Origin of the sequence: Actinomadura sp. K4S16 (assembly GCF_008327685.1) — a bacterium.
In the GTDB taxonomy this organism is placed as follows: Bacteria; Actinomycetota; Actinomycetes; order Streptosporangiales; family Streptosporangiaceae; genus Spirillospora.
In genome coordinates this window covers 106,781-133,572 of the sequence record NZ_BDDE01000010.1, presented here as the reverse complement: position 1 = coordinate 133,572, position 26,792 = coordinate 106,781, and the positions used below count along the sequence as shown (strand labels likewise).

At 74.8% G+C, this 26,792-nt stretch carries 21 protein-coding genes; 6 read left to right on the top strand and 15 right to left on the bottom strand.

Annotated features, from left to right (window positions below):
• Positions 1 to 5: 5 nt before the first annotated feature.
• Genes K4S16_RS46760 through K4S16_RS01345 form a run of 3 tightly spaced genes read right to left on the bottom strand, consistent with a single transcriptional unit; the run spans position 6 to position 3,242 of the window.
• Positions 6 to 851, bottom strand: coding sequence for a MaoC/PaaZ C-terminal domain-containing protein (locus K4S16_RS46760; protein ID WP_149256967.1), 846 nt, complete (start codon positions 849 to 851; stop codon positions 6 to 8).
• An 11-nt stretch (positions 852 to 862) separates the two neighbouring features.
• Positions 863 to 2,023, bottom strand: coding sequence for an acyl-CoA dehydrogenase family protein (locus K4S16_RS46350; protein WP_149256966.1), 1,161 nt, complete (start codon positions 2,021 to 2,023; stop codon positions 863 to 865).
• Positions 2,024 to 2,063: 40 nt separating this feature from the next.
• Positions 2,064 to 3,242 (bottom strand): acyl-CoA dehydrogenase family protein, encoded by a 1,179-nt coding sequence (locus tag K4S16_RS01345; RefSeq protein WP_149256965.1) that lies wholly within the window; start codon positions 3,240 to 3,242, stop codon positions 2,064 to 2,066.
• Positions 3,243 to 3,372: 130 nt separating this feature from the next.
• On the opposite strand from K4S16_RS01345, the gene K4S16_RS01340 reads away from it, so the two are divergent.
• Positions 3,373 to 4,560 carry a lipid-transfer protein gene (locus tag K4S16_RS01340; protein ID WP_149256964.1) on the top strand — a complete coding sequence of 396 codons (1,188 nt, stop codon included), beginning with the start codon at positions 3,373 to 3,375 and terminating at the stop codon, positions 4,558 to 4,560.
• A gap of 20 nt (positions 4,561 to 4,580) precedes the next feature.
• Positions 4,581 to 5,426 carry an SDR family NAD(P)-dependent oxidoreductase gene (locus tag K4S16_RS01335; protein ID WP_149256963.1) on the top strand — a complete coding sequence of 282 codons (846 nt, stop codon included), beginning with the start codon at positions 4,581 to 4,583 and terminating at the stop codon, positions 5,424 to 5,426.
• On the opposite strand, the gene K4S16_RS01330 is transcribed toward K4S16_RS01335, so the two are convergent.
• Positions 5,402 to 6,067 (bottom strand): TetR/AcrR family transcriptional regulator, encoded by a 666-nt coding sequence (locus tag K4S16_RS01330; protein ID WP_149256962.1) that lies wholly within the window; start codon positions 6,065 to 6,067, stop codon positions 5,402 to 5,404. The genes K4S16_RS01335 and K4S16_RS01330 overlap by 25 nt on opposite strands.
• Before the next feature lie 81 nt (positions 6,068 to 6,148).
• Here K4S16_RS01330 and K4S16_RS01325 point away from each other — a divergent pair, with 81 nt between their 5' ends.
• Both K4S16_RS01325 and K4S16_RS01320 read left to right on the top strand, forming a co-directional pair.
• Complete coding sequence (locus K4S16_RS01325) at positions 6,149 to 6,580, top strand: SRPBCC family protein (protein WP_149256961.1); 432 nt, start codon at positions 6,149 to 6,151, stop codon at positions 6,578 to 6,580.
• A 79-nt stretch (positions 6,581 to 6,659) separates the two neighbouring features.
• Positions 6,660 to 8,303 (top strand): AMP-binding protein, encoded by a 1,644-nt coding sequence (locus K4S16_RS01320; RefSeq protein ID WP_149256960.1) that lies wholly within the window; start codon positions 6,660 to 6,662, stop codon positions 8,301 to 8,303.
• 13 nt (positions 8,304 to 8,316) lie between these two features.
• On the opposite strand, the gene K4S16_RS01315 is transcribed toward K4S16_RS01320, so the two are convergent.
• Genes K4S16_RS01315 through K4S16_RS01300 form a run of 4 tightly spaced genes read right to left on the bottom strand, consistent with a single transcriptional unit; the run spans position 8,317 to position 13,402 of the window.
• A complete protein-coding gene (locus K4S16_RS01315) occupies positions 8,317 to 10,524 on the bottom strand; it encodes an MMPL family transporter (RefSeq protein ID WP_149256959.1) in 2,208 nt (735 codons plus the stop codon).
• Positions 10,518 to 11,270 carry a DUF2993 domain-containing protein gene (locus tag K4S16_RS01310; protein ID WP_149256958.1) on the bottom strand — a complete coding sequence of 251 codons (753 nt, stop codon included), beginning with the start codon at positions 11,268 to 11,270 and terminating at the stop codon, positions 10,518 to 10,520. Before K4S16_RS01310 ends, K4S16_RS01315 begins: the two co-directional genes overlap by 7 nt.
• A 36-nt stretch (positions 11,271 to 11,306) precedes the next feature.
• The gene (locus K4S16_RS01305; RefSeq protein ID WP_149256957.1) at positions 11,307 to 12,704 is read right to left on the bottom strand and encodes a HAMP domain-containing sensor histidine kinase; all 1,398 of its coding nucleotides are present in this window, start codon (positions 12,702 to 12,704) and stop codon (positions 11,307 to 11,309) included.
• Positions 12,701 to 13,402, bottom strand: a complete 702-nt coding sequence (locus K4S16_RS01300; RefSeq protein WP_149256956.1) for a response regulator transcription factor — start codon at positions 13,400 to 13,402, stop codon at positions 12,701 to 12,703. The genes K4S16_RS01305 and K4S16_RS01300 overlap by 4 nt, the downstream gene beginning before the upstream one ends.
• A gap of 200 nt (positions 13,403 to 13,602) precedes the next feature.
• Between K4S16_RS01300 and K4S16_RS01295 the strand changes: the two genes are divergently transcribed.
• The gene (locus tag K4S16_RS01295; protein ID WP_149256955.1) at positions 13,603 to 14,007 is read left to right on the top strand and encodes a hypothetical protein; all 405 of its coding nucleotides are present in this window, start codon (positions 13,603 to 13,605) and stop codon (positions 14,005 to 14,007) included.
• Between the two features lie 10 nt (positions 14,008 to 14,017).
• Here the strand turns inward: K4S16_RS01295 and K4S16_RS01290 are convergent, their stop codons facing one another.
• On the bottom strand, positions 14,018 to 14,848 hold the full coding sequence (locus K4S16_RS01290) for a hypothetical protein (protein WP_149256954.1): 831 nt from the start codon (positions 14,846 to 14,848) through the stop codon (positions 14,018 to 14,020).
• A 535-nt stretch (positions 14,849 to 15,383) separates the two neighbouring features.
• Complete coding sequence (locus tag K4S16_RS01285; RefSeq protein ID WP_149257936.1) at positions 15,384 to 16,772, bottom strand: FAD-binding oxidoreductase; 1,389 nt, start codon at positions 16,770 to 16,772, stop codon at positions 15,384 to 15,386.
• Positions 16,773 to 16,980: 208 nt separating this feature from the next.
• On the opposite strand from K4S16_RS01285, the gene K4S16_RS01280 reads away from it, so the two are divergent.
• Complete coding sequence (locus tag K4S16_RS01280; RefSeq protein WP_149256953.1) at positions 16,981 to 20,421, top strand: AfsR/SARP family transcriptional regulator; 3,441 nt, start codon at positions 16,981 to 16,983, stop codon at positions 20,419 to 20,421.
• Position 20,422: 1 nt separating this feature from the next.
• Here the strand turns inward: K4S16_RS01280 and K4S16_RS01275 are convergent, their stop codons facing one another.
• From K4S16_RS01275 to K4S16_RS01255, 5 genes are all read right to left on the bottom strand, one after another.
• On the bottom strand, positions 20,423 to 21,292 hold the full coding sequence (locus K4S16_RS01275) for a cytochrome c biogenesis CcdA family protein (RefSeq protein ID WP_149256952.1): 870 nt from the start codon (positions 21,290 to 21,292) through the stop codon (positions 20,423 to 20,425).
• A gap of 3 nt (positions 21,293 to 21,295) precedes the next feature.
• Positions 21,296 to 21,844, bottom strand: a complete 549-nt coding sequence (locus K4S16_RS01270; RefSeq protein WP_149256951.1) for a redoxin family protein — start codon at positions 21,842 to 21,844, stop codon at positions 21,296 to 21,298.
• 113 nt (positions 21,845 to 21,957) lie between these two features.
• Positions 21,958 to 22,695 (bottom strand): SDR family oxidoreductase, encoded by a 738-nt coding sequence (locus tag K4S16_RS01265; protein WP_149256950.1) that lies wholly within the window; start codon positions 22,693 to 22,695, stop codon positions 21,958 to 21,960.
• Between the two features lie 112 nt (positions 22,696 to 22,807).
• A complete protein-coding gene (locus K4S16_RS01260) occupies positions 22,808 to 25,618 on the bottom strand; it encodes an AAA family ATPase (protein ID WP_149256949.1) in 2,811 nt (936 codons plus the stop codon).
• 157 nt (positions 25,619 to 25,775) lie between these two features.
• Entirely contained in the window at positions 25,776 to 26,783 is a 1,008-nt protein-coding gene (locus tag K4S16_RS01255) for a zinc-dependent alcohol dehydrogenase family protein (protein ID WP_200841628.1), read from the bottom strand.
• Between the last annotated feature and the right edge of the window lie 9 nt (positions 26,784 to 26,792).

Here is a 26,792-nt window from a genome sequence, read left to right as displayed (position 1 = left end):
CGGTGTCAGGAGATCTCGGCGAGGCCGTCCTTGATGACGACGTCGCCGGAGCTGGAGGTGGTCTGGAACGCGAACGTCCCGGGGGCGGTCTCGTGGAGGGTGGTGGTGATGTCCTGGCCCGGCAGGACCGGCTTGGAGAAGCGGACCGCCAGCCGCCGCAGCCGCGTGGGATCGCCGCCCGCCGCGGCGGCCACGACCGCGCGCGAGGTGAACGCCATGGTGCACAGGCCGTGCGCGATGATGCCGGGCAGGCCGGAGGCCTTGGCGACCTCCTCGTCGAGGTGGATGGGCATCGGGTCGCCGGACGCCTCGGCGTAGCGGAACGTCTGGTCGTCGTCGATGTGCTGGGTGACCTCGGCGAACGGCTTCTCACCGGTCAGGGCGGGCGGGAATCCGTGCGGGGGCGCCATCATCCCGGCCGACTCGGCGGCGGTGAAGCCGCGGAAGAACGACGTCATCCACTGCTGGTTGACCGGTTCCCCGTCCGAGGTGCGGGTCTCCACCTTGATCGACACGGTGGTGCCGGACGGCTTGGCGGCGTACCCGGTCGGCTGTGCGCGCGACACCAGGGTCATGCCGGGGACGATCGGCCGGTGGAAGCGCATGTCCTGCTCGCCGTGCACGACGAACGGCAGAAGTTCGCCCGGAGCCACCGCCAGCACGGACGGGATCAGCCCTTGGAAGACCGGCACGATGGCGAACACCGGGGGCGCCAGCTCACCGGAGGCGTGCAGCGGGTGGTCGTCGTTGGTGGCCTCCGCGTAGGCGATGGTCCGCTCCCGCTCGACCTCGAACTCGAACGGCTCGGACCATACGCCGAGCGCCTCGGCGTTGAACTTCGGATCGCTCATGGCTCTCTCCTCTAAAGACGGGCTCCGCCGAGGCGGGCGAGGGCTTCGGGGGACGGTTCGAAGGCGCCGGCGAGCAGGTCGAGGGCCACGCGTTCGGCGGCGAAGCCCTCGCCTCCGTACAGCAGCCGCGACAGCAGCGCCCGCCGGTAGAAGAGGTGGGCGTCGTGCTCCCAGGTGGCGCCGATGCCGCCGTGCACGGCGATGCACGTCCTGGTGGCGTATCCGGCGGCGTGCTCGCCGGCCACGCGGGCGCATCCGGCGGCCCGGGTGAACTCATCGGGGGCGTGCTCGGCGGCGTAGCCGGCGTAGTACAGCAGCGCCCGCACGTTCGCCCCGTACCTGAGGATGTCCACGAGCTGGTGCTTGACGGCCTGGTAGGAGCCGATGGGCCGGCCGAACGCCGACCGGTCCCGGGCGTACCCGACCGCCATCTCCTGCACGGCCTCGCAGACGCCGAGCGCCTCGGCGGCGGTCAGCGCCTGCGCGAGGTCCCAGGCCCGTTCCAGGTCGGACGGCTCGGCCGTCGGCGGCGCCGCCTCCGCGCCGTCCAGGGTGAGATGCCCGAGCGGGCGGGTGGCGTCACCGCGGACCAGCGGCTCGACCTTCACGCCGCCCGCGCCCGCCTCGACGAGCACGGCGGCCACCCCGTCGGGCCTGCGGACGGGCACCACGAGCAGGTCGGCGCCGGGCAGGTCGGGGACGAACGCGACGCGCCCGGTGACGCGGCCGCCGTCGAGTTCCGGCAGTGGCCCGTACGGCCTGGCGGGGTCGCCGGTCTCCACCAGGAACGGCTCGTCGGCGACGGGCGGGCGGGCCGGGACGTACACGGCGCGCCGCCGCCCGGAGGCGAGGGCGGAAAGGTCGGCCCCGGCGGCGTGCAGTACCGACACGGCGGCCAGGTGGCCGACCAGTCCGGTGGCGGCCAGCCGGCGCCCGCACTCGATAAGCACGAGCATGGCGTTCAGCGCGCCGAGTTCGTGGCGGCCGTCCTCGTCGGCGAGCAGCCCGGTCCAGCCGCCGCGCACCGCGACGCCCCAGGCGGGCGCCTGGCCGGCCTCGCCGGGGCGCCCGTCGAGCCCGGCGCGGGCGGCCGCGAGGGTGTCCGTGCGGGCCAGCGCCTCGCGGGCCGCCTCGCACAGCATCTCCTGCTCCTCGGACAGTTCGAAGTTCACGGTCTCTCCCGTTCGGTGGCCGGTGGGGACGCGGGCCGGGTCATGAGGCCAGGTCCTGGAAGGGCACGTCCTTGTCGGCGCGGGGCTCGGCGGGCAGGCCGAGGACGCGTTCGCCGATGGTGTTGCGCAGTACTTCGTGGGTTCCGCCGCCCGAGCGCAGCCCCTGGAGCTCATGCATGAGCCGTCCGGACGGCCCCTCCAGGGACTCCGGCCCCAGCAGCTCGAACTGCAGGAGCAGCCCCTCCATGGCCGCGTCGATCAGCGTGATCTTTCCGAGCCCCGCCTCGGGACCGGGGACCCTGCCCCGGTCGACGGCGGTGAGCGCCCGGTAGGCGGTGTAGCGGAGCGCGTAGAGGTCGGCGGTCAGCCGTCCGAGGCGGCGCAGCACGTCCGGGCGGCGGACCTCGGCGGTCCCCACCAGCGGCCCGAGGAACGTGTCGGGACCGACGCCGACCTGGTCGATCGCGGTCAGGAGGGTGAAGCGCTCGTACATCAGGCAGGTCATCGCCACCGACCAGCCGGCGCCGACCTCGCCCACCACCGCGTCCGCGCCGAGCGCCACCCCGTCGAGGAAGACCTCGTTGAAACCGGCCTCACCGCCGATCTGCCGGAGCGGGCGGACGGCGACGCCGGGCGCGCGCATCGGCACGACGAACATCGTCAGGCCGCGGTGCTTGGGCACGGCGGGGTCCGTGCGGGCCAGCAGCAGCCCGAAGGCGGCGTGCTGGGCGTTGGTCGTCCAGACCTTCTGGCCGTCGAGCCGCCAGCCGCCGTCCCCGGTCCGGGCGGCGCGGGTGCGGACGGCGGCCAGGTCGGAGCCGGCCGCCGGCTCGGAGAACAGCTGGCACCACATCTCCTCGGCGTGCAGCAGCGGCCGCAGGTGCTGCTCCTTCTGCGCGGCCGTGCCGTGCGCGATCAGCGTGGGGCCGAGGTTGCCGACCCCGATCATGTCGAGCACGCCGGGCAGGCCCGCCGCGCCGAGTTCGGCGTTGACGATCGCCTGCTCCATGGGGCCGAGGCCCTGGCCGCCGTACTCGCGCGGCCACATGATCCCCGCGTAGCCGGCCTCGGCCAGCCGCCGCTGCCAGGCCCGGAAACCCGCGACGTCCGCGACGTGCAGGCCGGGCGCCTCCGCGGGGGCGTGGCGCGCGTTCTCTTGTAGCCAGCCGCGCAGCCGCGCCCGGTAGACCGCCCGTTCGGGGGTGTCGTTGAGGTCCACCTGTCCTCCCTCGGCATTCGTTGGCGAGCAGGATACATACCGAGCTGAACTTAAATACAGTCTTGACTGTTTTTCTTTTGGCGGCCTACTGTCATCCCGCCGGACAGCGGCAGGGACGCGAGGGAGAGCGATGAGCGTCAGGACATACGTCATCGGCGTCGGCATGACGAAGTTCGAGAAGCCGGGCAGCCGCGACTGGGACTACCCCGACATGGCCCGCGAGGCGGGCACCAAGGCGCTGGCCGATGCCGGCGTCCCCTACGACGAGATCGGCCAGGCGTACGTGGGCTACGTCTACGGCGAGTCGTGCGCCGGGCAGCGCGCCGCCTACGAGCTCGGGCTCACCGGGATCCCGGTGGTGAACGTCAACAACAACTGCGCCACCGGGTCCACCGCCCTGTACCTGGCCCGGCAGGCGGTGCGGCTCGGGGCGGTGGAGTGCGCGCTGGCGCTGGGCTTCGAGAAGATGAAGCGCGGCTCGCTGGCGATGACCTACGACGACCGCGCCCAGCCGACGCTGCGGCACTTCGAGTCGATCGCGACCAAGTACGACTTCACCGGGGCCCCGCCGGCCCCGTGGATGTTCGGCGCCGCCGGGCGCGAGCACATGGAGCGCTACGGGACCACGGCGGAGCAGTTCGCCAAGATCGGCCACAAGAACCACCGGCACTCGGTGAACAACCCGTACGCGCAGTTCCAGGACGAGTACTCGCTGGAGGACGTCCGGAACGCGCCGATGGTCTACGAGCCGCTGACCAAGCTGCAGTGCTCGCCGACCTCCGACGGCGGCGCCGCCGCCGTCATCGCCGGGGAGCGGTTCGTGGACGCCCATGGCCTGTGGGACCGGGCCGTCGAGATCGCCGGCCAGTCGCTGGTCACCGACACCCCGGCCAGCTTCCGCGGCGACGCCATCGACGCGGTCGGCCACCAGATGACGAAGAAGGCCGCCGACCTCGCCTACGAGCAGGCCGGCGTCGGTCCGCGCGACGTCCAGGTGATCGAGCTGCACGACTGCTTCTCGACCAACGAGCTGATCACCTACGAGGCGCTCGGCCTGTGCGGGGAGGGGGAGGGCGGCGCGCTCGTCGACTCCGGCGACAACACCTACGGCGGACGGTACGTCGTCAACCCGTCCGGCGGCCTGATCTCCAAGGGGCACCCGCTCGGCGCCACCGGGCTGGCCCAGTGCGCCGAGCTGACCTGGCAGCTGCGCGGCGAGGCGGGCAAGCGCCAGGTCGAGGGAGCCACCGCGGCGCTCCAGCACAACATCGGCATCGGCGGCGCGGCCGTCGTCACCCTCTACCGGCCGGCCGGCTGAGCGGCCCGGCGGTAGGCGTGATGGCGATGCCGGAGCAGTCGCTGGTGGCCGTCACCGGCGGCGCCCGCGGGATCGGCCGGGCGACGGCGGCGGCGTTCGCCGCCGCCGGAGCCCCGGTGGCGATCGGGGACCTGGACGGCGCGCTGGCCGAGCGCACGGCCGACGAGCTGGGCGGCCGGGCCGTCGGGCTCCGCCTCGACGCCGCCGACCCGGACTCCTTCGCGCGTTTCCTGGCGGCGGCCGAGGAGCGGACCGGGCGGCGGCTGCGGGTGCTGGTCAACAACGCGGGGATCATGACCACCGGCCGCTTCCTGGACGAGGCCGACGCGACCGCCGACCGGATGGTCGACGTCAACCTGCGCGCGGTCCTCATCGGCTCGCGGCTGGCCGCCCGGCGGCTCGTCCCCGCCGGGCGGGGGCACATCGTCAACGTCTCCTCGATGGCGGGCAGCGCCGGCTTCCCCGGCCTGGTCACCTACTGCGCGACCAAGTACGGCGTGCTCGGGCTGTCGGAGGCGCTGCGGGCGGAGCTGCACGGCACGGGGGTGGGCGTGACCGTGGTGCGCCCCGCCGTCGTGCGCACCGAGCTGTCGGCCGGGGTGGCGGTGCCCCGGGGGATGCGGCGCCTGGCCACCGTTGAGCCCGAGGACGTCGCGCGGGCGATCGTGGCGGCGGTGAGCCGGAACGCCCCGGACGTCTGGGTGCCCGCCGCGTTCGGGGGGCTGATGCGCCTGACGCTGGCCTGCCCCCGCCCGCTGCGGACTCCGCTCGCCCGCGCCGCCGGGCTGGGCCGGTTCGCCATCGGCGCCGACCCGGCGGCGCGCGCCGCCTACGACCGCCGCTACGGGGACGGGGGCTCCGGATGACCGGCGTCCCCAGCCCACCGGTCGGTGATCAGGCGGAGCCGCTCCTTGGCATGGGCCCAGCGCGCGGCGGCCCGCTCCGGCGGGCCCGGGTTGACGAAGTCCAGCATCCGCAGGCCGCGGATCGCGTCGAGGACGAGGTAGAGGTCGCCGCGGAACCCGGGGTCGGCGGCGTCGCGGCCCAGCATGCCGCCCAGCTCGGCGACGCTGTCGAGGACCATGCGCTCCAGCGCGGAGACGTGCTCGCGCAGGTCCGGGTCGGTGCGGGCGGCGTTCCACAGCTCCATGGACGCCTCGAACAGCGCCCCCTGATGGGCCTCCCACAGGACGTCCAGGAGTTCGCCCGCCCAGTCGTCGCCGCCGGGCAGCCGGCCCGCGCCCCGCCGCTCCCGCAGCTGCTCGGTCCGCTTGGCCGCCAGATGCCGGACGGCGCCGATGACGAGGTCGTTCTTGGTCGGGAAGTGGTGGACCTGGGCGCCTCGCGAGACGCCGGCCCGCTCCACCACCCGGGTCGTGGTGGTGCCGTGGTAGCCGTACTCGACCAGGCAGTCGACCGTCGCGTCCAGCAGCGCCCGGCGCGTGGCGGCGGTGCGCTCCTCCTGGGTGCGGTGGGTGCGGGCGGGTCTTCCGGTCGGCGCGGGCATGCGCCGGAGTCTAACCCAGAAACAAACAGGCCGAACTGAATGTAACAGCGGGCGGCGCCGCCGCCCTGGAAGGAGAGCACGATGCCGAAGGCGACCATCAGCGCCGACCTCGCCCCCGCCCCCGAGCGGATCTGGGAGGTGCTCGCGGACCTGCCCCGCATGCCCGAGTGGTTCGCGATGCACGAGAAGTTCGTCACCGAGCCGCCCGCGGCGGCGAGCGCCGGGGCCGCCTTCAAGCAGGGCGTGAAGATCATGGGCATGCCCGGCGACGTCGAGTGGACGGTCGAGACGGCCGACGCGCCGAACCGGCTGGAGATGTCGGGCAAGGGACCGATGGGCATCACCCTGCGGACCGCCTTCACCGTCGAGGCGTCCGGCACCGGGTCGACCGTCACCTGCGATATGGAGTTCAGCGGCGGCATGCTCGCGGGCCCCCTCGGGATGTCGGTCCAGAAGGAGGCCGCCAAGAACACCGAGGAGTCGCTGGCCAAGCTCGGCGCTCTCGCCGCGTGACCCGGGGGCGCCGCGGGCGTGCCCCGCGGCGCCCCGCACCGCTGGACGCCCCCCGCCGCTTGGAGAGGAGACGGACGCGATGCTCGGCATCTCCGCCGCACTGGACGGCGCGCACGCCCTCCGGGTACTGCACCGGGCCGGAATGATCAGCCTGCCGGCGCTCGGCGGGCTGCCCGCCGCCTGGCGGGACGTGCGCCGCTGGGGGCCGGTCGCCGGGGCGATCCGCATCGCCGCGGCTCGCACCCCGCACCGGACCGGACTGGTCGACGACCTCGGGCCGCTGACGTTCGCCGACCTCGACCGGCGCTCCGACCTGCTGGCGGGCGCCTGGACGGACCTGGGGATCGGTCCCCGCGACGTGGTCGGCGTGCTGTGCCGCGACCACCGGGGGCTGGTGGACGCGGCCCTGGCCGCCGCGAAGCTGGGCGCCCGGCTGGTACTGGTCAACACGGGGCTCGCCGGACCGCAGGTCGCCCAGGTCGCGAAGGGCGAAGGGCTGACGGTCCTCGTCCACGACGACGAGTTCGGCACCGCCGCCGCGTCCGTCCCGCCGTCCGTCCGCCGCTTCACGGCCTGGACGGACGGAGAGCGGGGAACCGGCGGGCGGCAGGCGCCTCCCGCACTGGAGTCGTTGATCGCCCAGGCTCCCGCACGGACGCTGCGCCCGCCCGCCCGGACCGGCGGCGTCGTCCTGCTGACCAGCGGCACGACCGGCGCTCCGAAGGGCGCGCCGCGCCGGGTCGGCTCGCCGCTGGTGATCGCGCAGCTGCTCGACCGCGTGCCGCTGCGCGTAGGCGAGTCGACCCTCATCGCGGCCCCGCTCTTCCACGGCACCGGGTTCGCGCACCTGATGGTCGCGTTCGCCTTCGGGTCCACCGCCGTCGTCAGCCGCCGCTTCGACGCCGAGGCCGCCCTCCGCGCCCTGGAGCGGCACCGGTGCAGCGCCGTGATCCTGGTGCCGACCATGCTGCGGCGCATCCTCGACCTCGGCCCGGATCCGCGGTCCAGGCACGACCTGTCCGCGCTGCGGATCGTGTTCGTGGCCGGCTCGGCGCTGCCGCCGGATTTGGGCGACCGGGCGATGGCGGCGTTCGGCGAGGTCCTCTACAACCTGTACGGCTCGACCGAGGTCGCCGTCGCCACCGTGGCGACCCCGGCCGACTGGCGGGCCGCCCCGGGGACCGTCGGCCGCCCGCCGCACGGATGCCGGGTCCGGCTGTACGGCGAGCGGGGGCCGGTCGCCCGCCCGGGGGAGCGCGGCCGGATCTTCGTGGGCAGCGGCCTCGGCTTCGCCGGATACACCGACGGCCGGAGCCGGGAGACGCGCGACGGGCTGCTCGACACCGGGGACGTCGGCCACTTCGACGCCGCCGGGCGGCTGTTCGTGGACGGCCGCGCCGACGACATGATCGTCTCGGGCGGGGAGAACGTCTACCCCGGTGAGGTCGAGGACCTGCTCGCCGCGCACCCCGGCATCGTGGAGGCCGCCGTCGTCGGCGTCCCCGACGCCGAGTTCGGGCAGCGGCTGCGCGCCTACGTGGTGCCCCGCGACGGCGCCGGGCTGACCGGCGCGGACGTGCGCGCCCACGTCAAGGCCAACCTGGCCCGCCACAAGGTGCCCCGGGACGTGCTTCTCGTCGCCGGACTGCCCCGCAACGCCACCGGCAAGCTGCTGCGCCACCGCCTCCCCGGCCTGCCCGGAGAGGCGGGGGAGAGGCGGTGACGGGCCGGACCGCTCAGGGCAGGCCGGCGGTCCGGGGACGGTCGCCTGACTCGCGCCGCCCCGCCGCCGGCGGCGGGGCGTCCGCCACGGGCGGGGGCGGGGCATGGGAGCCGATGCCGGACTGCGGGAGCACCCGGTCCAGCCACCCGGGCAGCCACCAGTTGGCGCGGCCCAGCAGGACCATGGCCGAGGGCACCAGGAGCCCGCGCACCACTGTGGCGTCCACGGCCACCGCGACGGCCATGCCCAGCCCGAACATCTTGATCACCGGGTCGTGGTGCGGCAGGAACCCGGCGAACACGCCGACCATGATGAGCGCCGCCGCGCTGATGATCCGGCCGGTGGCGGCCAGCCCGCCGGAGACCGCGCGGCGGTCGTCCCCGTGCCGCAGCCACTCCTCCCGGACGGCCGTCAGCAGGAACACCTCGTAGTCCATCGACAGGCCGAAGAGCACCGCGAACAGCATCATCGGGACGTAGCCCTCGATGGGCACCGGCCCGTCCAGGCCGAGCAGCTCCACCCCCCAGCCCCAGGTGAAGACGGCGGTCAGCGCTCCGTAGGCGGCGCCGATCGAGATCAGGTTCATCACGGCGGCCTTGACCGCCACGACCGGGGCGCGGAAGGCCGCCAGCAGCACCGCCGCGCACAGCGCCAGCACCACCCCGATGATCAGCGGCATCCGGGAGCCGGCCCGGTCGGCGAGGTCGGCGTGCGCGGCGACCGGCCCGCCCACATGGACCTCGGCGCCCGCGGCGGGCAGCGCCCTGATCCTCCGGACGAGATCGGCCGTCGCCGGGTCGGCGGGCGCCGTGTCCGGGGTGATGCGAAGGACCGCCGCCGTCCCGTCCGCGCCGAGCCTCGGCGCGGAGACCGCGGCGACCCCCGCGGTGCGGCGGATCGAGTCGGCGAGCCCGGTGATCCTGGCGTCGTCCGGGCCGGCGGCCTTGGTGGCGGGCACCGCGACCACGGTGAGCGGTCCGTTGGAGCCCGGCCCGAAGCCCTCCGCCATCAGCTCGTAGGAGCGCCGCGGCGCGCTGCCGGCCGGGTCGGAGCCCGCGTCGACCTGGCCCAGCGTCATGGCGGTGACCGGCGCGGTCAGGACGGCCAGCAGGGCCGCCGCGCCGATCAGCACCCGCCAGGGGCGCGCGGTCACCCGTCCGCCGAGCCGCTCCCACACCGCCGACGGCGCGTGCGAGCCGCCCCGCCCGCGGCGCACCCGCAGCGCGTCGATCCGCCCGCCCAGCACCCGCAGCACCGCCGGCAGCAGCGTCACCGCGACGGCCACGGCGACGGCCACGACGAGCGCCGACGTCCACGCCAGGGTGCGCAGCACCGGCACGCCGCCGAGCAGCAGCCCGCTGAGCGCGATCACCACGGTGGCCCCGGCGAAGACCACCGACGCGCCGGAGGAGGTGACGGCCGCGCGCACCGCCTCCGGGACCGCCGATCCCCGCGCGAGCAGTGTCCGGTAGCGGCTGAGCACGAACAGGGAGTAGTCGATGCCGACCCCCAGCCCGATCATCGTGGCGAGGGTGGCCGCGACCGGCGGTATCGCCGTGGCGTGCCCGAGCAGCCCGACGGCCCCGACCCCGCAGACCAGCCCGGCCAGGGCCATCGCGATCGGCAGCCCGGCCGCGACGGCGCCGCCCAGCGCCGCCAGCAGCACCACGACCGCCACCACCAGGCCGCCGGCCTCCCGGGCGGCGCCGCCCGACCGTTCGGCGGCCTCCGCCAGCCGCCCGCCGGGCACCGTCTCGACGCCGGCCGCGTCCAGCGGGGCGGCGGCGTCCTCGATCCGGCGGACCAGGGCGCGGTCCACGTCGCGGGCCCGCACGTCGAGCGCGATGGTCAGGTAGCCGGTGCGGCCGTCGGCGGAGACGGTGCCGGCCTGCCGCGAGGCCGGGGTCGCCCTCCGCACGTGCGGGACGGCCTCGATCCGCTCGGCGGCCCGCGCCATCGCGTCGCGGCGGGCGGGGTCCTCCAGCGTTCCGGCGGCGGCGTGCAGCACCAGCGTCCCGGACGCGTCGTCCGCCTCGCCCGGGAAGGCCTCCGCCTGGACGTCGGCCGCCCGCTGGGCGTCGCTGCCGGGAAGGGACAGGGAGTTCTCGGTGGGCCGCCCGAAGACCAGCGCGGCCGCCGCGACGGCCCCGATCAGGACGAGCCAGACGGCGATCACCGTCCAGGGGCGGCGGGCGCACATCGCGGCCACGAGCCTCAGCACGCGCGGCCCTCCTTGCCCTTCCCGCCGGCGGTGAGGCTGACGTCGTCGGCGGTCATGCCGATCCGCACCCCGTCACCGGTCACCTCGGCCGAGGAGTAGCGCAGCCCGGCCGGCAGCTCCGGCAGCTCCCGGCCCAGGTCGGGCTGCTTGGGCAGGCGCTTCATGAGCTGCTCGGCGGGCACCAGGCGGCCGAGCACCTTGACGTAGCGGGGCTGGAAGTCCAGGCTGCGGCCGCTCAGGCTCGGCTCTGCGAGCACGGTGACCGGCAGCTCCATGCCCGCCCGCGCGACCCGCGTCTCGACCGCCAGCATGCCGTTGTCGTAGCCGAGCCCCTGGACGCGGGGCGCGTCGCCGTCCCCGCCCTTGCCGGCCAGCATGGAGTTCAGCGACGAGAAGGAGACGACCGCGTCGGCGGTGACCCGCTCGACGGCGGCCTTGCCGCCCGACGCCTGGCGCACTCCGCGCAGGCGGGCGTCCAGGCTGCTGACGGTCAGCTCGCCGCGCCGGACGTTCCGCGCGGATATCCGGACGTCGTCGAGATGGCCGGAGAGCCCCTGCGGCAGGAACGGGAAGCCGCCGAGCACGACCTGCGGCCGGTCGGAGGTGTGCAGGTAGCAGCCGGCCCGGCCGGCCAGCCGGTCCGCGGCCCGGTCGGCGGCGAGCCGGTCGGCGGTGCACGCCAGGGCCAGCGGCAGGACGGCGACGGCCGCCACGACGGCCGTCCGGCGAGAGGGTCTGGGAATCATGGCCCCACCCGACCAGCCGGATCTCAGAGCCCGTCGTCAGGACGATGAGAGATCGTTCAGAGGTCCGTGGGAGGGCAGCCGGACCCGGACCGTGGTGCCCTTTCCGCGGGTGCTCTCGATCCCGGCCGACCCGCCGTGCGACCGGGCGATGGCGGCGACGATCGGCAGCCCGAGACCGCTGCCGGACGCCCCGCCGCGGGCTCCCGCGCCCCGGTAGAAGCGGTCGAACGCCCGCGCCACCGCCTCCGGCGGCATGCCCGGCCCCTCGTCGGACACCTCGACCACCGCCGTCCCGGCCTCCGCCAGCACCCGCACCGTCACGGGCGTCCCCGGCGGAGTGTGGGCGCGGGCGTTGCCGAGCAGGTTGGCCAGCACCTGCCGCAGCGCGTCCTCGTCGCCGGTGATCTCGCAGGACTCCGGCGCGCGCAGCGTGATCGGCCGGTCGGGCTCGACGGCGAGGGCGTCGGAGACGGAGTCGGCGGCGACCGCCGCGAGGTCCACCGGCCCGGGGCGCGGGATCGGCTCCTGGTCCAGCCGGGCCAGGTACAGCAGATCGTCGACGATCTTGGACATCCGGGCGGCCTCGTCGTCGGCGCGCCGCACCGCGTCCGGCCGGTCGGCCAGCGTCACCACGCCGTGCCGCAGCATCTGCAGGTAGCCGCGCACCGAGGTCAGCGGGGTGCGCAGCTCGTGGGAGGCGTCGGCGACGAACTCCCGCAGCCGCTCCTCCGAGCGGGCGCGGGCCTCGATCGCGGTCTGGATGCGCGCCAGCATGCCGTTCACCGCGATCGACAGCCGCCCGGCCTCGGTGCGCGGCGAGGAGACCGGCACCCGGCGATCCAGGTCGCCGTCGGCGATCGCGCCCGCGGTCTCGGTGATCGTCTCCAGTGGCCGCAGCCCGCGACGGATGACCAGCCGGGCCGCGCCGGCCAGCAGCGCCAGCACCGCCAGCCCGGCCAGCGCCTCGATCAGCAGCAGCCGCCGCACGGTCTCCCCGACCGGCCGCAGCGGCAGGCCGATGACCGCCGTGGCGCGGCCGTTCGGCGTCGTGAAGGACACCACGCGGAACCGGCCCGCGCGCCCGGCGTCGACGTCGGCCGGGGCGGAGGTGCCGGCGGCCGGGGCCGGAGGCGCCCGTTCGCTCAGCACCCCGGGGGCCAGCTCGGGCGGCCCCCCGATCCCGCTGATCGTGCCGTTCTCGCGGCGGATCTCCACGACGTACTCGGTGGGCGCCACCGCCGTGCGCAGTTCGTCGCGGGACCCGTACCGGACCACCGCGTTCTGCCGGGCCACGATCGCGGCCGCGCGCAACTGGCCGTCGACCCTGCCGACCAGGTACGAGCGCAGCGCCAGCGTGCTGGTGGCCCCCGCGACCACCAGCGCGCCGGCGGTGAGCACGACGATCCCGATCAGCAGCCGCGTCCGCAGCGTCACCTGCCGCCCGCCCCGCCCTCGCGCAGGACGTACCCGAACCCACGCTGCGTGTGGATCAGCGGCGGGCCCAGCGGATCGAGCTTCTTGCGGAGGTAGCCGACGTAGGTGTCGACGACGTTGGAGGTGCCGCCGAAGTCGTAGTCCCAGACCGCGTCGAGGATCTGGGCGCGCGACAGCACCCGCCCCGGGTTGCCCATGAGGTAGCGCAGCAGCTTGAACTCGGTCGGGGACAGGCGGACCTGGGCGCCGCCGCGGCGCACCTCGCACAGGTCCTCGTCCAGCTCCACGTCGGCCACTTTCAGGACGGCCCCGGGAGGCGAGTCCTCGGGGGCGACCCGCCGCAGCACGGCCCGCACGCGCGCGAGCAGCTCGTCCAGCGCGAACGGCTTCGTCACGTAGTCGTCGCCGCCGTAGGTCAGCCCTGACACCTTGTCGGCCCGGCCGTCGCGCGCGGTCAGGAAGACGATCCCGAACCGGTGGCCCCGGCCGCGCAGCGTCCGGCACACCTCCAGGCCGTCGATGTCGGGCAGCATCAGGTCCAGCACGATGAGGTGGGGGTGCTCGGCCTCCGCCCGTTCGATGGCCCCGGCGCCCGTGGACGCGGTGGTCACCTCGAACCCGTGGAAGGCCAGCGCGGTCGCCAGGACGTCCGCGATGTTCGGTTCGTCGTCGACGACGAGAATCTTCTGACCAGGCATGACGCGCCCATCAAAGCACGTTTCGATGAGAGAACCCTGTGAGCGCCGGCCGCTCCCGGTCCCGAGCGCGGCCCGGCCGAGCGCCGCGGATATGCGTAATCGCATCTTTCGGGCGAATTGCGAGCAATTTGACCGCGACTTTCTCTTTGAAGATCGCGACATGATTGACCCGCGGCCGGACCCGGTTCTACATTGGCCCCATGAGGCGAGCATTGCTAGTAACGGGGGTCGCGGCTCTGACTCTCGCGGGGGCGGCCAATGCAGCCGACGCGGAAGTCCACGCGTCTCCGGAAGCCGCAACGGCGCATTCGATCCCGGTCGCCGGTAACGACGCCCAAGAGGTCAAGTGCTACGTCCACTCGGACAAGAGGCGCGGCTACACGTTCCGCGTCCGCAAGGCGCCCAGAACCAGTGCCGGCGTTATCGTCCAGTATCATGGCAAAAAGCTTATCGGCTGGAAGCACGGGGCCAATTGCCCGCAGGTCGAGGGGGGCACCTACCGGTGCTCGGCCGGGGAGCCCAAGGACAACCAGTGGCTGGTGGTCAACTACAAGGGCCGCAAGGGCTACGTCGCCGCCGCCTGCACGGGCGGCATAGGCGCCTGAACACGGGAGGTCAGGGGCCTTCGCGGCGGAGGACGAAGGACTCCTCCGGATCGCCGTCGTCGGTTCCGGCACCTACCGAACCGACCGCCCACAGAGTGCTCGTCCCGGGCACGGGGGCGAGGTCGGACCGGTTGACGCGATTGAGGTCGTCCTCCGCGGAGGCGTCGGTCATCAACTGCGGGCCGTATTCGCGAGTCCATGCTTTCCCGTCGTGGTGCAGGAAAAGCATCTGGTTCCTGTGGTCGAGGTCGACTCCGCTGACCCACACGTCGTTCCGGTCCTTGCCGACGGCCGCGACTCCGTGGAGTTCGCCGATTCTGAGCGGCACCTGAACCCGGGACCATGCCGAGCCGTCCCAGTGCATTACCAAAGGACGCTCGCAGTCGTCCCCATAGCAGTGACTGAATCCCACCGCCCACACATCGGACGGTGAGGCCTGCCATATTCCGGTCAGTTCGCCCTGCGGAATGCCGAGCACCTCCTGCCGCACCGGAGCCCTGCCGTCGAGTGCCTCGTGGTAGACCAGCGGCCCCTGCGGAGCGTTCTCGTCGCCTGCGGATCCCACGGCCCAGAGTTGTCCGTCCTTGACGCTGACCGCGTTGAGTTGCCCGAGCCCGCCGCCGATCCCCGTCCGGACGTGCCGAAAGGCCTGCCCGTCCCACTCGGCGACGACCCCGCCGTCCCGGCCCGACCCGGCGAACCACGCCCTGCCGCCCGTCGCGGTCACATCCGCCAGGTGATAGCCGTCCCGGTCGCCGAACGGACGGTGGTCGCTCCAGCGCAGCCCGTCCCAGTGGGAGGCGAATGCCGGGCTCGGCCCCGCGTACGCCGCCCCGGTCATCCACACGTCATCCGGACGCGCGGCGCTGAGCCCCGTCGCGAAAGGCCCCTTGCCGCCACTGGCGGCTCGCGGTAGCGGAGCCTCACGCCAGCGCTGACCGTCCCAGCGCAGGAGAACGGTCGCACCCGAGTCGTTCTCGCGGGCGTCCTGGTAGCCGAGAGCCCACGCGTCCCGGGGGCCGGTCGCGGAAACTTCGATCAGGCCCGAGTCCCCAGCGAGTCCGCGGCCCGGGACACGCGCCCACGCGGCCGAGACCGGAGCCGGCCCGGACGGCGCAGCGGATCCCGGGGAGGCCGCGCCACCTGGCGGCCGGCGGCCGGACGAGCCGGCGCACGAGCACAGAGCCGCCAGAAGAACCCCGGCGACCGCGACCCTTGCGGCGCGTCCGGCGATCATGGCGCTCAACCGTACAGCAACCCCCGGGAGCCCGAACGGCGCTCGACGACGCGCTCCGCTCGCGCCGAGAGGCGATCTGTACGGGCGGGCATTGCGTCCTGGAGGAGCCGGGCGGCTCCTCCAGGACGATCGCCGCTCGTTAGCCGAGGGCGGAATCCGGGACGCCGAGGGAGTGGCCGAATCGGAACATCCCGGTCGGGTCGTAGACGGCCTTCAGCTTCATGAGGCGCCGGTGGACGTCGGCCGCCCAGACGGTCGCGACCTGCTCGGGGGCCGTCGCCGCGCCCTGGAAGTTGAGGAGCGCGCCGCCGGTCGTCCACGGGCGGACGGCGTCGAGGACGCGTTCGCCGAGCGGCCGCACCAGGGCCTCCATTTCCTGCGGGGGCGGCGGGGCGAGCACGAGCAGCGAGTACGCCGCCCCGCGCCCGCCGACCGCGTTGGGGACCCGCGGCGCGCGGGCCACCGCGCCGCCGAGGTGGCGCACCTCGACCATGTGCGGCGGGAACTCGGCGCCCGGTCCGGCCGTCTCCAGCAGCGCCTGGACCGCCTCCACGGTCAGCTCGCGGAACAGCGCGCCCCGCTCCCACACGGGCATCGGGTCGGTCGGGTCGTTGTGGATCGAGCCGATGGCCGTGTACGGCATCACGCCGACCGTGTCGATGATCGCCGGGGCGACCGACCGCATCGGCGCGAGCAGCCGCTCGCCCTCGGCCTGGTCGCCGACGTGGGCGACGCGCAGGTGGACGACGAACCGGCCGCGCAGCGGCGGCGGCAGCTCGTCCACCGGCGGCAGCCGGAGCAGCGCGACGGACGTGGTGGTCGACTCGGGCAGGTCGCGGGACCACTCGCGGTAGGCGTGCAGGACCCACGACGCGTCCTCGCCGGCGTAGAAGATCCCGCCGCCGTACAGGTTTGCGACGGGGAAGAGGTCGATCGTCATGGCGGTCACGATCCCGAAGTCGCCCTTGCCCCCGCGAAGGGCCCAGAAAAGCTCCGGCTCGGTGTCGGCGTCCGCGATCCGCTTCCGGCCGTTGGAGGTCACGACCTCCAGGGACCGGACGTGGTCGGCGGCGAAGCCGTAGGTCCGCGCGATCGGTCCCAGGCCGCCGCCGAGCGTGTAGCCGACGGCGCCGACGGCGGGCGCCGAGCCGCAGAGCGGGGCGAGCCCGAACGGCGCGGCGGCCTCGATCACCTCGCCCCAGGTGGCGCCCGCCTCGACCCGGGCGGTCCCGGCGGCCGAGTCGACGGCGACGGCCCGCATGCGGCTGGTGTTGACGACGAGCGCCCCCTCCACGGGGGCGACCGAGCCGTGCCCGGTGGCGTGGACGGCGACGGGCAGCCCGTACCGCCGGGCGAACCCGACCGCCGCCGCCACGTCGGCCGCGCCCGTCGCGCCGACGACGACGGCGGGGCGGTGCCGGACCGTCAGGTTGAACGGCGCGACCTCCCGGTCGAGGCCGGGGTGGCCGGGGGTGAGGACCGGGCCGAAGACCTGCTCGCGAAGGCCGTCGAGGTCCGGGAGGGACATGGTGGTCACGGTGATCTCTCCTGTTCGGGATCTTCTCGGCGGTGCCGAGCGGCGGGTGGCGCATCTGTTCTCGCAGGCGGCACTTGGGGCACCCTTTTGCGTGGGTTACATTTGGCCTGTTCGGTGCCGTTAAGGCCGGACACAAGCCGTCCTTAAGCGGCGGCCGGGCGGCCGGCGGAGGGGACACGGGGCACCACGGCGGGGGCGGGTGGAAGGCGATTTCGAGCGGGGGGCCGGCGCTGCCACCGGGCCGCCGCGGTTCCGGGTCCTGGGGCCGCTGGAGGTGACCGACGCGGCGGGCGCGCCCGTCGTCGTGGGATCGGGCAAGCTGCGCGCGCTGCTGACGCTGCTGATCGCGGACGCCAACCGGGTCGTGTCGGTCGACCGGCTGATCGACCGGCTGTGGTCGGGTGAGCCCCCGGCCTCCGCGGTGGGGACGCTCCAGGTCTACGTCTCCCAGGCGCGGCGGCTGCTCGACCCGTCCCGCAAGGCCCGCGCGGGCACGGGCGCGATCGTGACCCGTCCACCCGGCTATCTGCTGAGCGCGGCGGACGGCGAGGTCGACACCGAACTGTTCGCCGCCCTGGTCGCGGACGGCGAGCGGCTGGTGGAGCGGGCCGCCCACCCCGCCGCCCTGGAGGCCGTCGACCGCGCGCTGGCGCTGTGGCGCGGCCGTCCCTTCGCCGACGTCGCGGAGGACCCCGACCTGGCCGGGCATGCCGAGGCCATGGCGGAGCTGCGGCTCCGCGCGCTCGACTGCAGGGCCGCCGCGCTGCTCGGATGCGGCCGCCCGGACATGGCCGCCGCGGCCGCCGAGGCGCTCGTCCGTGAGGAGCCGCTCCGGGAGCGGTACTGGGCGCGGCTCATGCTCGCCGCCTACCGCGACGGCAGGCAGGCCGACGCGCTCAAGGCGTACCAGGACTGCCGCCGGCTGCTGGACGAGGAACTCGGGCTGGTCCCGGGGCCCGAACTGGCCGACCTGCAGAGCGCGATCCTGCGCCGCGACCCCTCACTCGGCGAGGTCGCCACCGCGGCCCCCGTCCAGAGGGCCGCCTCCGTCCTGGAGGCCGCCTCCGTACTGGAGGCGCGGACCCCACCGGCCGTCCCGCAGCCCGTGCCGTTCGGAAGCACCGAGCAGACGGCCGGCGCCGACGTCGAGCCGGCGGCGCCGCAGGCCGCGGGTGCCGTGCCGGGGCTCGTCGGACGCGAACGCGAGCTCGCCGAGCTGCGGGCCGGGATCGAGGCGGCCCTCCGGGGCACCGGGACGATGGTGCTGCTCGAAGGCGAGGCGGGGATCGGCAAGACCACGCTCGCCGAGGCCGCCGCGCGGCTCGCCCGCGAGCGGCACATGAACGTGGTGTGGGCGCGGGCGGTCGAGGACCTCGGAGCCCCGCCCTTCTGGCTCTGGGAACAGGTGCTCCAGGAACTGGGCGTGGAACGGCCCGCCTTCGCGGCCGGGGCGGAGGACCGTCCGGCCGGCCTCGCGGGAGGCCGCGCGGCCACCCGGACCCAGGACCTCGCGATCGAGCGCTTCCGCCTGCTGGAGGCCATCGCCCGCGCCGTCGTCGAAGCCGCCCGCACCGGTCCGCTGCTGCTCGTCCTGGACGACCTGCAATGGGCCGACGCGGGATCGCTGCAGGCGCTGCGGCTGCTCATCGGGCGCCTGCGGGGCCTGCCGTGCGGCGTCGTGGCGACGTGCAGGTCCACCGACGCGCTCGACCCGGCGGCGCTGGAGGACACGCTCGCCCTGCTGGGACGCGAGCGCGCCGTCCACCGGCTCCCGCTGTCCGGGCTCTCCGTCACCGAGATCGAGACCCTGCTCGGCGGGCACGGCGAGGGGCTGCCGGACGCGGCGGCGGTGCGGGAGCGCACCGGCGGGAACCCGTTCTTCCTCGCCGAGCTGCTCCGGTTCCACGACGACGCGGACGGGCGCTCCCGGTCGCAGGTGCCCGCCACCGTCCGGGACGTCGTGGAACGCCGGTTCGAGCGGCTGCCCGAGCGCACCCGCGTCCTGGTGCGGCTGGCGGCGCTCGCGGGCGCCGAGATCGACGTCGGGATCCTCGCCCACGCCGTCCGGATGGAACCGGCGCAGGTGGTGACCGCGCTGGAACCGGCGTTGGAGAGCGGGCTGCTCCGGCACGACGAGGAGACGTGGAAGTGGCGGTTCGTCCATGACATCTCCCGGGACGCGCTGGCGGCGCGGCTGGCCCCCGGCGAGCGGACGCAGCTGCACGCGCTCCTCGCCGACGCCATCGAGGCCGTCCACGGAGGAGACGGCCGCCTGGACGACCTGGCGCGGCACCGCTTCCACGCCGCGGGCGGCACCGCGTCCGAGCCCGCCTTCCGCACCTGCTCCCGCGCCGCCGACGAGGCCCGCAGGCGGCTCGCCTTCGACCAGGCGGCCCGGCACCGCGAGCGGGCCCTGGCGGTGCTGCCGCCGGGCGGGCGCGGGGAGGACCGCCGCTACCGGACCCTGATCACCCTCGTCGAGGAGCTGCGCCTCTCGGGCGACGTGCGCGGCGCCGACGCGGTGCTGGACGAGGCGGTGGAGATCGCCAGGCGGGCCGGGGACCGGGAGCGGCTCGCCGACGCCGTGTCGATCCTGGGCGGGGTGACGCTGTGGAACTGGCGCGCCTACGGCACCGTCGACCCCGGCTTCGTGGCGCTGCTGCGGGAACTGATCGCCGAGACGCGCGACCCGCGCCGGCGGGCGGAGCTGCTGGGCACCCTGGCCGTCGAGCTGTACTACGGCCCCGAGCGCCCGGAGGGGGAGCGGCTGGCCGAGGAGGCGGTGGAGATCGCCCGGCGGATCGGCGACCCGGTGCTGCGCGGCCGGACGCTGAACAATTACGTCATCGCCTCCTGGGTCCCGGAGCGCGAGCCCGCCAGGATCGCGGCGCTGGAGGAGTCGCTCGCGCTCGCGGGCGCCGGGCTGCCGGCCGACACCGAGGTGATCGCGCGCATGCACCTGCTCTCGGTGCACCTGAAGTTCGGCCGGATCGCCGAGTACGAGGACGGCCTGGAATGGTCCGGGCGCGTGGTGCAGAGCCTCGGCATCCCCGAGCTGGAGCTCCAGCACACCTACCAGGAGGCCGGGTACGCGATCTTCCGCGGCGACGGAGACACGGCCCTCGAACTGATCGAGCAGGCGTACCGGCAGCACCGCCGCACCAGCGTGTGGGGCGCGCAGTGGGCCCGCCTCATGCAGCTCACCGTCCTGGACCGGACGAGGGGGCGGGTCCCCGGCCGGCTGGACGAACTCCTCGCCGCGGCGCCGCACGCGGAGAACACGGCGCTGCGCCCCACCGCCGTCCTGGCGCTGCTGGACGCGGGCGAGCGGGAGCGCGCCGAGCGGCTGCTCCGCCGCTGGGGCCTCGACCGGGTGCCCCGCGAGCGGACCTGGGCCTCGGACTTCGAGCACGGCCAGCTCGGGGAGATCGCCGCCGTCCTCGGGACCCCCGACCCGGCGGCCATGTACCGGCTGCTGCACCCGTACCGGGACCGGCTCCAGGTCGTCGGCTCGGCCCTGGCCTGCGCCGGCTCCAACCACGCCGTCCTGGCGAAGCTCGCCGAGCGGCTCGGCCGCCCGGACGCGGCCGCGGAGCACCTCGCGCGCGCCGCCGCCGCGCCGGGCCCCCGGACCCCGTGACTCAGCCCGGACGGCCCGCCGGCTCCGTCTCCGCGGCCGGCCCGGCCGTCCGGTGGCGCCGCAGCATGCGCGCCGCCGCGGTCCCGGCCGTGAGGGCGGCGAAGGCCGCGGCGATCCACCAGATCCCGAGCCGGTCCACCCAGTCCGACAGCGCGCCCTGGATCTCGGCGGCGGCGCCGACGACGGAGGAGCGGGCCGGGGCGCCCGCGAGGACCCGCGCCTCGTACCAGCCGTAGTAGGCGACGTAGAGTCCCGCCACCACCAGAAGGACACCGCTTGCGCGCGAGACGTGCGGCAGGATCCGGCGGGTGCGCGCCACGGCGGCGTCGCGCGCCAGCGCCACCAGCATCGACAGCAGGCCCACGACCAGTCCCATGCCGACGCCGTAGGCGGCGAACGCCGCCAGCCCCGCGACCGCCCCGGTCCCGCCGGACACCAGCCCGGTGACGGCCAGGAACGGTGCGATGGTGCACGACAGCGAGGCGACGGCGTAGGAGACGCCGTACCCGTAGAGCCCCGCGAGGGACCCCGACAGCCCGCCCACGCGGAGCCGCGGCAGCCGGAGCAGGAGCTCCCGCCCGGCCGCGAGCCATGCGCCCAGCGCGACCAGGGCCACGCCCACGACGATGGTGAACCAGGGCAGGTACTGCTGGATCGAGGTCGCGGCCACCGATATCAGCAGCCCGAACGCGCCGAACACGGTGACGAACCCCGCGGTCATCGCGACCGACAGCCGAAGCGCCCGCCGGACGCCGCCCGCGCCGGGCGCCGCGACCAGCAGCGTCAGGTAGGACGGCAGCAGCGCGAAGCCGCACGGGTTGAACGCCGCCACCGACCCGGCGGCCAGCGCGAGCGAGATCTCCCTCTGCACGGATCAGCCGAGGAGCGCGTCGACGTGCCGGCGCAGCGCGGCGCCGTCGAGCGGGCCGGAGGCCTTGCTCTTCGTCCCGTCGGGTGCCATGAACACGTACGACGACTGCGTGGTCACCCCGAAGTGGGAGTACAGCTTGCCGGTGCGGTCGTCCAGCTGGACGAGGTCCCGGGTGCCCGTGCGCGAGACGAACCCCTTCAGCTTGCCCGCGTCCTTCTCCAGGCCGCCGATGCCGACGAAGGAGACCTTGTCCCCGTACTTCGCGGCGGCCTCGGCGACGTCCGGGCCCTCGGCGAGGCAGTTCGGGCACCAGGGCGCCCAGAACCAGAACACCGCCGGCCTGCCCGCCAGGCTCGCGCCGTCGAACGGCTTGCCGTCCAGCGTCTCGCCCTGGAAGCGCAACGGCGCGGGAGCGCGCTCGCCCGCCGCGCCGGACGCCGCCGCGGACGGGCTCCCGGCCGCCGAACCGCCCGGCTCCGCGGCGCCCGTAGCCCCGCCGCCCCCGCACCCGGCCAGGAGCAACACGATCCCGACCACGATCAACTTCTTCATGCAGGCCACGCTAACGACGCAACCGCCTGATGCTCCTTACAAACCGGTGACGCCCACCCCGGCGGTCTCCAGGCGAGCCGGTGGGGTGCAGGGCGTGTTGTTCCCGGTGCGGGTCAGGTTTGGGCGGTGGGGCGGATGATGAGTTCGTTGACGTCGACGTCGGCCGGCTGGGCGATCGCGTACGCGATGGAGTCGGCGATGGCGGAGGCCGGGATGGCGAGTTGTTCGGCGGCGGCCCGGGCGGCGGCCTGCGCCTCCGGGGCACCGCCGCGGTCGGTGAGTTCCGACTGGGTGAATCCGGGGCTCACGACGGTCACGCGGATGTCCCGGCTTTCCTGCCGCAGCCCCTCCGAGAGCGCCCACACCGCGTACTTGGTGGCGCAGTAGACCGCGGCCGTGGGGTCGACCCGGTGGGCGGACGTCGAGGCGACGTTGACGATGTGACCGGTGCCCCGGGCGCGCATGAGGGGGAGGACGGCGGCGATCCCGTGCAGGGTGCCCCGCAGGTTCACGTCGATCATCTGGTTCCACTCGTCGATGCGCCGGGCCTCCAGCCTCGACAGTGCCATCACGCCGGCGTTGTTGACGAGCACATCGACGCGGCCGTGCCGGTCGTGGGCGGCCTCGACGAAGGCGCGGACGCTGTCGAGGCTCGTCACGTCGAGCTCCCGGTGGTCGCACCGGCCGCCGGCGGTGCGGATCTCGTCGGCGAGCGTCTTGAGGCGGTCGAGGCGCCGCGCGCCGAGCACGACGTGGTGGCCGTCCGCCGCAAGCCGGCGGGCGGTCGCCGCGCCGATGCCGCTGCTCGCGCCGGTGATGAGAACGATCTTGCCTTCGGAAGCGGTGTCCATCGGGGCTCCTCGCGGTGTGACTGGTCAGGGAAGACCAGCCTCGGCGGTGGAGCGGTGGCGAACATCGGTCAAACGACTCGATGAAGGCCGGGCGGCGCCGTGCCGTCCAGCGCTACGGGGAGGCTTGCCCGTTGCTCATGTCGGTCAGCGCGTCGCGGAGGGCGGCGCGGGAGGCGATGCCTAGTTTGGGGAAGACCCGGTAGAGGTGGGCGCCGACGGTCCGGGGGGACAGCGACAGCAGTTCGCCGATCTGCCGGTTGGTCATGCCGGTCGCCGCCAGCTCGGCGATCTGCCGTTCCTGGGGTGTGAGCGCCGCTCCCGGTCCTGCGGCGGACGGGCGCCGCTTCTGGCCGGTGGCGTGCAGCGCGGCCTCGGCTCGCTCGGCCCACGGTGTCGCGCCGAGATCGGAGAACAGCCTTCCCGCGCGTTCCAGGTGAGGACGGGCGGCTCGCATCGCGCGGTCCTTGCGGAGGCGCTCGCCGTAGGCGAGTTCGAGGCGGGCCAGCGGGAACGGCCATCGCGCCGACCCGGGGTCGCAGACGAGCGGCTCGAACAGGTCGGGATAGGAGTCGTCGTCCGCCACCAGCGCGGCGGAGGCTTCGCACAGGAAGCGGAGCCGGGGCGAGATGCCGGCCAGGTCGGCCTTCGCGGCGGCGCGGACGTGCGCGCGGGCCTCGTCGCCGTGGCCGCTGCGCACGGCGGCCTCGACGGCGTCCATGACCGTCCAGACCGTGACCTGCTCGTGCGGCGGGAACGTGCCCAGCGGGCAGATCGAGGTGTAGTGCTCGTACGCGTCCTGGTGGCGTCCCTGGGTGAGTGCGGCCAAGCCCTCGATGTTGGACGTGAAGGTGCGCACGGCCATGGCGTTGCGCGGGATCGCCCACTGGTGCATCCGAGCGCGCGCACGGGCGATGTACTCGAAGTCGCCCCGGGCGGCGGCCAGCAGCATCCGCGGGTTCTGCGCTCCCCAGACCAGGATCTCGTAGCCGTGCTCCTGGCAGAGGGCGATGCCCTCGTCGGCCAGGGCGCCCGCCTCCTCCCAGCGCCCTTCGAGGAAGGCGCCGACCGCCAGCATGATCAGGGCTTGGACGGCGAGCGCGACGGCGCCTCCGCTCGTGCCCTCGGTCGCCGCGCGTTCCAGCGCGGCGCGGGGGACCCGGTCGACGTACTGGCCCGCGAGGGCGACCGTGACGACCAGGATCGCGTTGGTCTCCTCGTCCAGGCCCGCGACCAGTGCGTCCAGTTCGCGCAACTGCTCCGGCGCGGACCGCACGGGATCGCCGAACGTCGCCGCCGCGAGCCTGAACGGTGCGGTGAGCAGCGGCGCCAGCCGGGCGACCGCCTCGTCGAACGGCTTCCACAGCTCCGGGCGGCCGCCGAAGGTGCAGATCATCATGAGGGTGCGCAGCGCCTCTTCCAGCTCGGAGGCGTGCTCCGGGACGGGGTCCGCGTGGTCCAGCGCGCTGACGAGCATCTTGTGCGCGGTGTCGATGTCGCCTTCGCTGTTGAGCAGATGGGCCGCGGCGGCGTTCGACGCCTGCAACGTGCTCGTCACCCCCGGATCGGCCGTCCGGGCCCGCTCCAGGAGCGCGCGGGCGCCCGCGAGCGTGCCGGCGAAGTTGGCCCCGATGTAGGCGGCCTGGGCCAGGCTGCGGGCCTTCTCGGACGGGTCGAGGGTCAGGTCGGCGGCGCGCAGCAGCAGCGACACCGCCTGCACCGTGTCACCGCGTTCGAGCGCGGCGTCCGCGACCTCGACGAGCAGGTGGGCGACCCTGTCGTCGGGGCCGAGGGCCGCTTCGGCCAGGTGCAGCGCCCGCACGTCCTGGCCCGCCGCCAGCCGGGCGAGCCGCTGGTGGGCGGCCCTGCGCTCGGGCGCGGTGGCCAGATCGACGACCGCGGACCTGATGAGCGGATGCGCGAAGAGCAGCCGGTTGGCCCGCCGGTCCACCGAGGCCAGCCCGCTCACCTCGGCGGGGGCCAGGTCGGCCGAGGACCCGGCGACGACCTCCGTCAGGCCCGTGCCGTCCCCGTCGCCGAGCGCGGCGAGCAGCAGCAGCCGCCGGGTGGGCGCGGGCAGCGCCGAGACCCGGCGCTCGAAAAGCCACGTCAGCCGGACGCTGAGCGGCAGGGTGGGCGGCAGGAAGTCGGCTCCGCTCTCCTGCGCCGCGGTCAGCGAGCGGGGCAGTTCGATGAGGGCCAGCGGGTTGCCCCCGGCGTCGGCGAGGATGCGGTGCCGGACCGACGAGTGCAGGTTCGGATGGCGGCGGCGCAGCAGGCTGAGGGCGTCGTCGTCGCCCAGGGGCGGCAGGGCCAGTTCCGGGACCGACGCGCGGTCGAAGAAGCTCTCGTGACCCGTGCGCTGTGACAGCAGCAGGCCGACCCGGAGACCGCCGATCCGGCGGGCCACCAGGTTGAGGACCACGACGCTCGGACGGTCGACCCACTGCAGATCGTCGACCACCAGCACCAGCGGCGCCGTCGAGGACAGGCGGCGCAGCCAGTCCAGCAGCGCGCTGGTCAGCGCCAGGCGGCTGGGAGGATCTCCGCGATCGAGTCCCAGCGCGGTCGCCAGCGCGGCGCGGTGGTGCCCGGGCAGCTCCGGCAGGGTCTCCACGACGGGCAGCATGAGCTGGTGGAGCCCGGCGAAGCTCAGCCCGGTCTCGTACTCGGAGCCGGACGCCCGAAGGACGCGGGCGCCCATCGACTCGGCCTGCCGCGCGGCGGCGTTGAGCAGTTCGGTCTTGCCCATGCCCGGGTCGCCGGTGAGGAGCTGTGCGCCGCCCTCGCGGACGGCGGTGCGCAGGAACGAGGTGAGCGCCGCCGTCTCCGGCGCCCGCCCCACGATGAGGCGCTCGGCCGCGCCACCGCCGGATTCGTGGTCGGCCACGAGCACCCCCGCGTAGTCGGGCCGCAGCCCCGGCATGCGGCTCGAGCGCGGGCCGAGAGACCGGGAACCTGACCGCCACCAGCGTATTCGAAGTGCCGGGCGGCATGCTCCTCGGAACGGTCTCCTGCTCGTCGGCACGCCGCCGGCCGCGCGTCACGGGCGACGGCCCGGACCCGCGGCGGCGGCTCTCCGGCTAGGTGAGGCGGACGACGACCTTGCCGGCAGGGACGCCCTGGGCGACCTCCTTCAGCGCGATGTCCGCGTCCTGCAACCCGTATCCGTCTCCGTGGAGGATCGGATGCAGCGCGCCCTCGGAGGCGAGCGCGGCGGCCGACGCGAGTATCCGTCCGTGGGCGGCCCTGCCCTCACCCTCCAGAAGGGGGAGGAGGGTGAACACCCCGGAGTAGCTCGCACCGCGGAAGGAGAGCGGCGCCAGACTGTGGGTGCCCCAGCCGAGGCTGCTGACGACATGACCTGTGTAGCGCTTGACCGCTGTGAACGAGCGGTCCAGATTCGGGCCTCCCAGCGTGTCGAAGACGATGTCGAAGCCCAGGCCGCCCGTGTGCTCGCGCACGTACTCCTCGACCGGGGAGCTTTCGAAGTCGATCGGGACCGCCCCGAGCCGGCGCAGGGTCGCGGCCTGAAAGGCGTGCCCGGTCGCCCACACCCGCGCGCCCCTCGCCGCGGCGAGCTGGACCGCCAGATGCCCCACTCCGCCGGCGCCGCCGTGGACGAGGACCGTGTCCCCGCCGCCCACCCGGGCCCGGTCGACCAGCCCCTCCCAGGCGGTGATGACCGCCAGCGGCGCCGCGGCGGCCTCCTCCATCGTCCACCGGGCCGGCTTGCGCGCCAGCAGCGAGGCGTCCACCGCGGCGTACTCGGCCAGGCTCCCCTGCACCCCGCCGACGCCGCCGATCATCCCGTAGACCTCGTCGCCGACGCCGAAGCCGCTCACCCCCGGCCCGGTGGCGGCGACGACGCCGGAGGCGTCGAGCCCGAGGACCGCCGGCGGGCGCACCCGGGCGTGCGCGGCCTCGCCCGCGGCGATCTTGGTGTCCAGGGGGTTGAGGCCGGCCGCCGCGATCCGGACCAGCACCTCGCCGGGGCCCGGCGAGGGCACCGGCAGTTCGGCGAGCTGGAGCGGCTCGCCGAAGGCGGCCAGGATCTGGGCCCGCATGACGGGCGGGGACGATGTGCTCATGGTTCGGAT